The following is a 7,765-nucleotide window of genomic DNA, read 5'->3' as shown; positions in this document are numbered from 1 at the left end:
CCCAAAATGTGTCCACTAAATCATCCTAACACCAATAATCTATTTCCACAAAAAGAAAGAGGTGCTCTGCATTATGAGAAAAATTTTTTCTGTATCATTTGTTGCAATTACTCTCTTGCCCCTTGCTATGCCTGTATCAGTAAATGCTGATAAAGTTGGATTTCAAAATGATGCACTAACAATGCCAATAACAGAGTCATTTCCAAATAGCGGAAGCATTGTTTTTGATGAAAACGGAAGAGTTCTGGATGTTTCAAATGAAATTTTGTTAGAAAAAAGCAATAGCACAGATAATCCTTTATCTAGACGACAAACTCATTTCCCTTGGGGCTTTTGGACAATTTCAACAGATGGTTTTCCTTTTGTTGCTTGGGGAAACGTAAGACTAAACTCAACTATTCATCATCGTACACGTCGTTATCGAGTTTCAGCCGTGTTACTAAACTCAAATGGAACAGTGATTAAAGCTAATCATGTCACTGGTAATGCCGGACAAACTCGTACTGCACGCGTTACAGGTTCAAATAATTTAAGACATGCTCCTTCTTACTATATTTTTTAATCAACACAATAAACAAAGGCTGGATTAATATTCCAGCCTTTATTTATTTAATTTTTTATATCGATTTCTAAAAAAAGTTGGTGAAGTTCTTTCTTCTTTAAAAAAACTATTATAAAAATGACTTGAATCATAAAAACCTAAAAAGTTAGAAATTTCTTCGATAGATAACTGAGTCATAAGTAAGTCATTCTTTGCATGTTCAATTCTATACTTTTCTCGATAATAACTATATGAGCAGCCAACATATTTCTTGAATTCTCTACTTAAATACGAATAATCATACCCAATTTTCTTCGCCCAAAATCCTAAAGAATGTCTATAGAAATTCTCAGTAGCCAATATTTCATCTATCACTAAGTACAGATATTTATTGACCTTTTTGGAATAGAATTTTCTTAGTTTACGAATACATTTACGTAGAACTATATGGGACTGAATAGTTTCACTCGTACAGAAAGGACCTAAAATAATCAAATGTTCTTTATCCTCTATTTTTTCTACCCGTATTAAAAAATGTTGATTGGATAGTGAGAACTGAAAATGTTGCTTCTCTCTTCTTAAAATCACCTTATCAATTATTTCATTGAATGCAACAATCAATTGCCTTTGTTTCACTTTAGATTTTATCTGCTTTTCAAAGTACTTCTTTTTTAATTCCCATGCTCTGTTTCTCTGGTCTATAAATAAAACATCAACAGGAATAAAATAAGTTCTAGACAACTTTAACACATAGACATTCACACACGCTTGGCAAGAAAAAACAGCATCATTTACACTATTGATAAACATTTGTACTCCTTTCTTGTCCACTTCAATCATATACCAATCAAATCATATCATAGTAAAGAGGAAAAATTGACTTTGGCAAAAAATACATACATTTTTTATTTCTATTAGTTGACACTCTCCAAATTTTGAAAGTGCCTTGTAGTGATAGAATTGAACTAGTACTCATAAGCAAATGAAGTCGCATCCATTAAATAAAACTACTTTACTCTGCTTACGCCTCGCTCTGTATTTTTTCATAATCAAAAAAAACACACCTTCCAAATAGAAGGTGTGTTTTGCTCGAACGATATTAACGTTTTGAGAACTGAGAAGCTTTACGAGCTTTCTTAAGACCTGGTTTTTTACGTTCGACCATACGTGCGTCACGTGTAAGCAAGCCAGCACGTTTAAGCGCTAAACGGAAGTCAGGATCAACTTCTAGCAATGCACGAGCGATACCATGACGGATAGCTCCTGATTGTCCAGCGTATCCCCCGCCGTTTACGTTAACAAATACGTCATATGCGCCTTTTGTTTCAGTAACAGCGAAAGGTTGATTGATTACTTCACGCAAGTCAGCATGTGGAATGTATTCTTCAACATCTTTTTTATTTACAGTAATTTTGCCAGTTCCTGGTACTAGACGTACGCGAGCAACTGCGTTTTTACGACGGCCTGTGCCGATATATTGAACTTGTGCCAATGAAATTCCCTCCTATTAGATTAAGTTTGTGATGTCTAAAACTTCTGGTTGTTGTGCTGCATGTGGATGTTCTGCTCCACCGTATACGTTCAATTTTGTAAATTGTTTGCGGCCTAAAGTGTTTTTAGGAAGCATACCTTTTACAGAAGTTTCGATCAAACGACGAGAATTTTTAGCACGCAATTCGCCAGCAGTGATTGATTTCAATCCTCCTGGGTAGTTGCTGTGACGGTAATAAATTTTGTCAGTCGCTTTTTTACCTGTTAATTTCACTTTGTCTGCATTGATGACGATGACGAAATCGCCAGTATCCAAATGAGGTGTGAAAGTTGGTTTATTTTTACCACGTAGTACAGATGCAACAACTGTTGAAAGACGTCCCAATGGAACATCAGTTGCGTCTACTACATACCATTTACGTTCTACTTCGCCTGGTTTGGCCATATATGTTGTACGCACGTTATTTTCCTCCAATTTAAGTTCTGATGTTTGACATACACTTCGAGTTTCCGGGGCTCTTTGTGGGGCAAACAATACCATTTAACATATTACCCGCTAATCTAGTCAATGTCAACGTTTTTCTGCTTGATTGAAAAATTTATATGAAACTTTACTTCTTTTTCTTTCTTTTATATAAAAGGGGCGTTTCCTGTCAAAATGAAAAACAAAAAGGACGCTGAACTATCAAGTTCTGCGCCCTTTTTTCGGTCAAGTTCAACAAAGTTTTTACGCGTCGATCTCTGGCGCCTTGCCTAGATGAGCTTGGATCATCCAGATACGTTTTTCTGTGGCTGTTTTGAATTCAATAAAAATATCTTGTGTTGGATCGTCGCCTTCTTCTCCAGAAACTTCGATTCCTTTTTGGTAAAGATCTGCTAGATAACGGTAGCCTGCAACAAGTGTTTCCAAACGTTCAGGAATCGTGCGGTCCCAACGTCCTACTTCATCAGGGATTTTCGTGTTATCTGCAAATTCACGCAATGTAGAATAAGGTGAACCGTCTAATGTGATCAAGCGTTCGGATACTTCATCTAACTGAGCGTTCAAATCGTCCATGAACTCATCCATCATTGGGTGCAATGTAAGGAAACCTGGTCCTCTCATGTACCAATGTGTTTGGTGAACAACAACAGACATTTGGCTTAGATCTGCAACTAATTGATTTAATACTTCTTTGGTTTGTTGGAATTTCATCTTTCTTGCCTCCTAACATTTTCTTACACTTAAAATAATAGTAGACTTTCAATGAAAAGTACAACAAAATCATTTACCTGAGAACGATTTTCATTTCGCTTTTTTATCCGTAAAGCCAATCATTTTTCAGAATCAGCTAATTCTTCTCGCAGTTGAGCAAATTGCTGATAAGTCTGTGCTAAATGCTTTTGTGTCGAAACAAATAATGGATAGATTTTCTGATATTTTTTATGATCGTTTTCTTGTACTCCGACTTGCTCTTTCAATTCTATCAATTCCTGTGCTTCACTGATACTTTGAATCTTTCCGATGCTTCGCCAGCCTAAAATCACAGCTCCTAATGCGGATGCTTCTGTGACAGTAGGGAAAACAAGCGGATACCCCAGTACATCAGCCATCATCTGACGAAAAATCGGAGATTGAGCAAAACCGCCTGTAGCACGGATCTCTGTGAGCTGATTTTCTTGGCAAACTCCTTTTAAAATCCGATAAAGATTGAGACAGATTCCCTCTAGAATTGCCTTCATCATTTCTTTTTCTGTATGTTGCCGCTGCAAGCCGATAAAACTGCCAAACGCATCTGCGTCCCAAAGCGGTGCTCGCTCGCCAAGCAAATAGGGATGAAAAATCAGACCATTGGCACCTGCTGGCACAAAAGCAATAGCCGAAAGCAGTGCATCATATGGATTTTCGCCTTTTTCTTTAGCAGATTGAACGACTTCCTGTAAAAATGTATGCCCTGCCCAATCAAATATGCCAGCACCATTGCTAGTCGCTCCTCCTACTACCCAATGTTTCTGATCCAGAACATAACAAAACGTCTCCATTTCTGGATGGAACTGAGGCTGAGTAGTAATAAAACGAAGTGCTCCGCTCGTTCCTACGGTCAAAGCGGCGATCGTATCACCAAAAGCGCCTAACCCTAGATTAGAAAGCGGGCCGTCTGCCCCTCCCAAAACAAATGATATATCATTTGGCAAACCTAGTTCTGCTGCTGTTTCTGACGGTAGACCTGTTACTTGATAGGTGGAAGGAAACACTTGCGGCAATTGTTCTGTTCGAATGCCCAAGTAGTCAAGCACTTCTTCTGCCCATTGGAATTCATGGATGTCAAAGTATCCAGTTCCTGAAGCTGTTCCGTAATCGCTGATGAGTTCTCCAAACAATCTATAAAAGATATAGTCTTTGATACCGACAAAATAAGCAGTTTTTTTGAATAATTCAGGTTGGCTGTTTTGCAGCCACTTGATTTTGTTCAATGGTGTCATTGGATGAATCGGTGTCCCAGTCTGCCGATAAAATTCTTTGCCAAGCACGGTATATTTCAGTTTTTCTGCTTCGTCCGCTGCTCGGTTATCTGCCCAAGTGATCATTCGAGATAACGGTGTTTTCTCTTCATCCAACAATATCAGGCTATGCATTGCAGAGGAGAAGGAGACAAATTGAATGGTCGTGTCTGAAGGCAACTGTTTAATTACTTCTTTTATAACGGTGCAGACGCCTTGAAAGATCAAATCCTGATCTTGTTCTGCCATCCCTTGTGTTTCTTGGATCAAAGGGTAGCGAAAATAAGCGGATGCTGCTTCTTGGGCTTCATCTGTGAAAGCAACTGCTTTGGTTTGTGTGGTTCCGATATCTAATCCGATTGAAACGTTCATTTTTTCACCTCAAATTTTATGTATGTACAAAAATTTAGTTTAAGCTTGCGTATCTTGGTTTTGAAAAGGGGGAGATGGCGTGTTACTTTATTTTATCATTGGTTGCTGTATCGGGTCATTTTTATGTTTAACCGCCCAGCGGATTCCGTTAGGACACTCTATTATTTATCCTAGATCTCATTGTGTCAAATGCTGTCGTTCGCTTTCTTGGTATGAATTGATTCCGATTCTCTCAATTATCGTCCAACGTTTTCGCTGCCGCTATTGCCGGTGTCGGTTGCCCTTCTACTATTTGTTGGCAGAAGTCTTATGTGGTGGTCTTTTTGCCTGGTTCTTTACTTTTTCTTCCGCAAGAAATTTTTCGACGTTCATTTGGGTGCTTTCGGCTTTGCTATTTTCGTTGATGGACTTGTTTTTCTTCATGGTCCATTCTCACACGCTATTCTGCTCCTGGGCAGTCTTATGGATTTTTTGGTTGCAGGCCGGCGTTTTCCAATGGCAAAGTGTGCTGTTAACGTTTATCGTAGGCGGTGTGTGCCTTCGCTATGGTCAATCCTATCTCGGAGCTGGCGATACTCTGTTGGTGCTTTCTTGGAGTGGGGGCTTGCCTCTGGAAGAGTTGCTTCGGGTCTTGTTTCTGGCTAGCCTGTTTGGAATAACCGTTTTTTCTGTTTGCTTTATCTGTCATAAAAAAAGTTGGAAAAGCTGCCTTTCATTCCTTTTTTGAGTAGTGTATTGCTGATCGTCCTTCATTTTAGGTATTGAAAAAAGGTTGTGACAAACGACTTGTCACAACCTCTGATATACGGTGTTCCAAAAGTAGCTTTTTCGGCTTCTTATTTCTTGCCGCCCCAATGTCGACGAATGAAACCGGCACGTCCAGAACCTTCTCGATAAAGATTGTAATGGAGCTTGTTTTTCTTGTAATAATCCTGATGGTAATCTTCTGCAGGATAAAATTCGCTTCTTGGTTCGATTTTTGTCACGATCGGCTTATCGAATCGCCCGCTGTCTTGCAATGCTTGTTTTGAATGCTCTGCAATGTTTCGTTCTTCTTCATCACTATAGTAGATCACTGGTCGATAAGAATCACCACGATCAGCGAACTGCCCTAACGCGTCAGTCGGATCGGTTTGCTGCCAATAGATTTCCACCAACTGATCATAAGAAATAACTTCTGGGTCATATTCGATCTCTACGGCTTCTGTATGCCCAGTTGTGCCTGTTGTTACTTGTTCGTAAGTTGGATTTGGTACATGCCCGCCTGTATAACCGGATGTCACAGAAATGATCCCTGGCTGCTTTTCGAATGGTTTGACCATACACCAAAAGCATCCGCCTGCGAAAACTGCTTTTTTTGTCATATAAAATCCCCCTTTTTTCTCATCATACCTGTTTTATAGATAATTAAAATTATTTTGCTTATTTTTACCCCCTCCCGGTATTTTAGCGGATTTTTCTTCATTTTTAATTGGTTGTGGATAACTATAAGGTTTGTGTTAAACTATTTTTTCCACAGGTAAGAAAAAGTTGTCTTTTCAGTCATGTTGTGTATAAGTTTTATATGGTATGCTTATCCCAAAATTATGTACCTTTATTTTTTCATACGAATAAACAAATCCATGTTATCGGAGGGATAATTATGCCTAAAGCAAAAAGAAAACATTCAGATACATCCACTGACTTTATTGCATTTGATGAACTATTAACTAAAGCGAACAAAAAAATAAAAACGCCCCCTGTAACTTCTCATGAATTTGATGCTCATTCAAAGGATGATGCTCTAACTCTCCCGGAAGATGAGAAGCAACTCGTCAATGAACTAGCTTCAGTCATTCCAAATCCACCTGAACATTCGCCATTTGAGGAGTCATTTTCATCTCCACCTATTGACATCTCTGGGGAAGGTTATCGTTTCCATAACTTAATGGAGCACGAGTCTCTCACAAGAGAGGAGCGACAATTTATTGATGAACCATTGCCCGATCCAATCTTCCATCAACAAACGATCGAAGAACCCATCTCGCCTACTGAGCCAGGGCCTTCCTTTGTTGTGGATAGACAAAAAACGAGCAATCTAGTAGAAGGAAATGTTGGAAATAACGCTTATCAGCTTTTGTATGAGACATTTGGTCCTATTCCTTCTAGAGAAGGAAAGAATAAGAGACTATCACAAGAATTGCGTAATCAAATCGAACACGCATTAACATTGCCTGATATTAAACAAAGTCAAATTGCCACATTTTTTGGCGTATCCTCATGTTTAGTAAGCAATATATACCTCAAACAACTTGCAGAAGGTGATGCTCAAAATCACACATATCAAGTCTTATACAAGGAATTCGGCGAAGTTTCCAGAAAAAGAGAAAAAAGGGGTTTATCACAGAAATTACGCGAACAGATCACACACGCATTGACATTGCCTAATCCTAGTCAAAGACAGATTGCCGCATTTTTTGGCGTGTCCAACTCTACAGTAAATAATATATACCAAAAACATTTTGAAGAAGACTATGATGAAAAAATGACCCATCAGCTTTTTCATGGGAAATTCGGAAAAATTTCCAGAGAAAAAAATCAAAGGATACCACAAAAATTACGTAATCAAATCGAAGAAGCATTAACAATACCCTATACTAAACAAAAACATGTGGCAACGTTTTTTGGCGTATCCCTAACTACAGTAAAAGAAATAGAACAAAAACTGAAACGCAGTAAACAGCTAGCAGATATAGCAAAACCTGTAGCTTCAAGATCATCTCCTACTCTTTCTTCTAACCAAACAAATGAGAGGTAAGCTACTTCGTATAAGCAAAAAAAGGGATTGTGACAAGATTTTGTCACAATCCCTTTTTCCGAATAAACGGTGTTCAATCAGCT

General features: G+C 38.5%; 8 protein-coding genes and 1 pseudogene. 3 read left to right on the top strand and 6 right to left on the bottom strand.

All coding sequences use genetic code 11. The features are described from left to right. Positions 1-73 precede the first annotated feature (73 nt). On the top strand, positions 74-562 hold the full coding sequence (locus tag HMPREF2961_RS10505) for a hypothetical protein (RefSeq protein WP_025477342.1): 489 nt from the start codon (positions 74-76) through the stop codon (positions 560-562). 39 nt (positions 563-601) lie between these two features. On the opposite strand, the gene HMPREF2961_RS10500 is transcribed toward HMPREF2961_RS10505, so the two are convergent. The 5 genes from HMPREF2961_RS10500 to HMPREF2961_RS10480 form a co-directional block, all read right to left on the bottom strand. Continuing rightward, positions 602-1,351 carry a helix-turn-helix domain-containing protein gene (locus HMPREF2961_RS10500; protein ID WP_160769826.1) on the bottom strand — a complete coding sequence of 250 codons (750 nt, stop codon included), beginning with the start codon at positions 1,349-1,351 and terminating at the stop codon, positions 602-604. Between the two features lie 289 nt (positions 1,352-1,640). Beyond that, positions 1,641-2,033, bottom strand: coding sequence for a 30S ribosomal protein S9 (rpsI, locus tag HMPREF2961_RS10495; RefSeq protein WP_002287505.1), 393 nt, complete (start codon positions 2,031-2,033; stop codon positions 1,641-1,643). 15 nt (positions 2,034-2,048) lie between these two features. Further along, positions 2,049-2,477 carry a 50S ribosomal protein L13 gene (rplM, locus tag HMPREF2961_RS10490; RefSeq protein WP_002323724.1) on the bottom strand — a complete coding sequence of 143 codons (429 nt, stop codon included), beginning with the start codon at positions 2,475-2,477 and terminating at the stop codon, positions 2,049-2,051. Positions 2,478-2,759: 282 nt separating this feature from the next. Beyond that, positions 2,760-3,227, bottom strand: a complete 468-nt coding sequence (locus HMPREF2961_RS10485; protein WP_002310545.1) for a Dps family protein — start codon at positions 3,225-3,227, stop codon at positions 2,760-2,762. Between the two features lie 119 nt (positions 3,228-3,346). After that, a complete protein-coding gene (locus HMPREF2961_RS10480; protein WP_002315825.1) occupies positions 3,347-4,885 on the bottom strand; it encodes a gluconokinase in 1,539 nt (512 codons plus the stop codon). Positions 4,886-4,964: 79 nt separating this feature from the next. Between HMPREF2961_RS10480 and HMPREF2961_RS10475 the strand changes: the two are divergent. Then, positions 4,965-5,650, top strand: a pseudogene (locus HMPREF2961_RS10475) (prepilin peptidase). 71 nt (positions 5,651-5,721) lie between these two features. Here HMPREF2961_RS10475 and msrA read toward each other — a convergent pair. Beyond that, a complete protein-coding gene (msrA, locus tag HMPREF2961_RS10470) occupies positions 5,722-6,249 on the bottom strand; it encodes a peptide-methionine (S)-S-oxide reductase MsrA (RefSeq protein WP_002315823.1) in 528 nt (175 codons plus the stop codon). A 113-nt stretch (positions 6,250-6,362) separates the two neighbouring features. On the opposite strand from msrA, the gene HMPREF2961_RS10465 reads away from it, so the two are divergent. Then, complete coding sequence (locus HMPREF2961_RS10465; RefSeq protein ID WP_002315822.1) at positions 6,363-7,682, top strand: COG3415 family protein; 1,320 nt, start codon at positions 6,363-6,365, stop codon at positions 7,680-7,682. The last annotated feature ends 83 nt before the right edge of the window (positions 7,683-7,765 follow it).

This window comes from Enterococcus sp. HMSC076E04, assembly GCF_001814285.1.
Taxonomy (GTDB): domain Bacteria; phylum Bacillota; class Bacilli; order Lactobacillales; family Enterococcaceae; genus Enterococcus_B; species Enterococcus_B lactis.
This window is presented reverse-complemented; position numbering and strand designations above follow the sequence as displayed.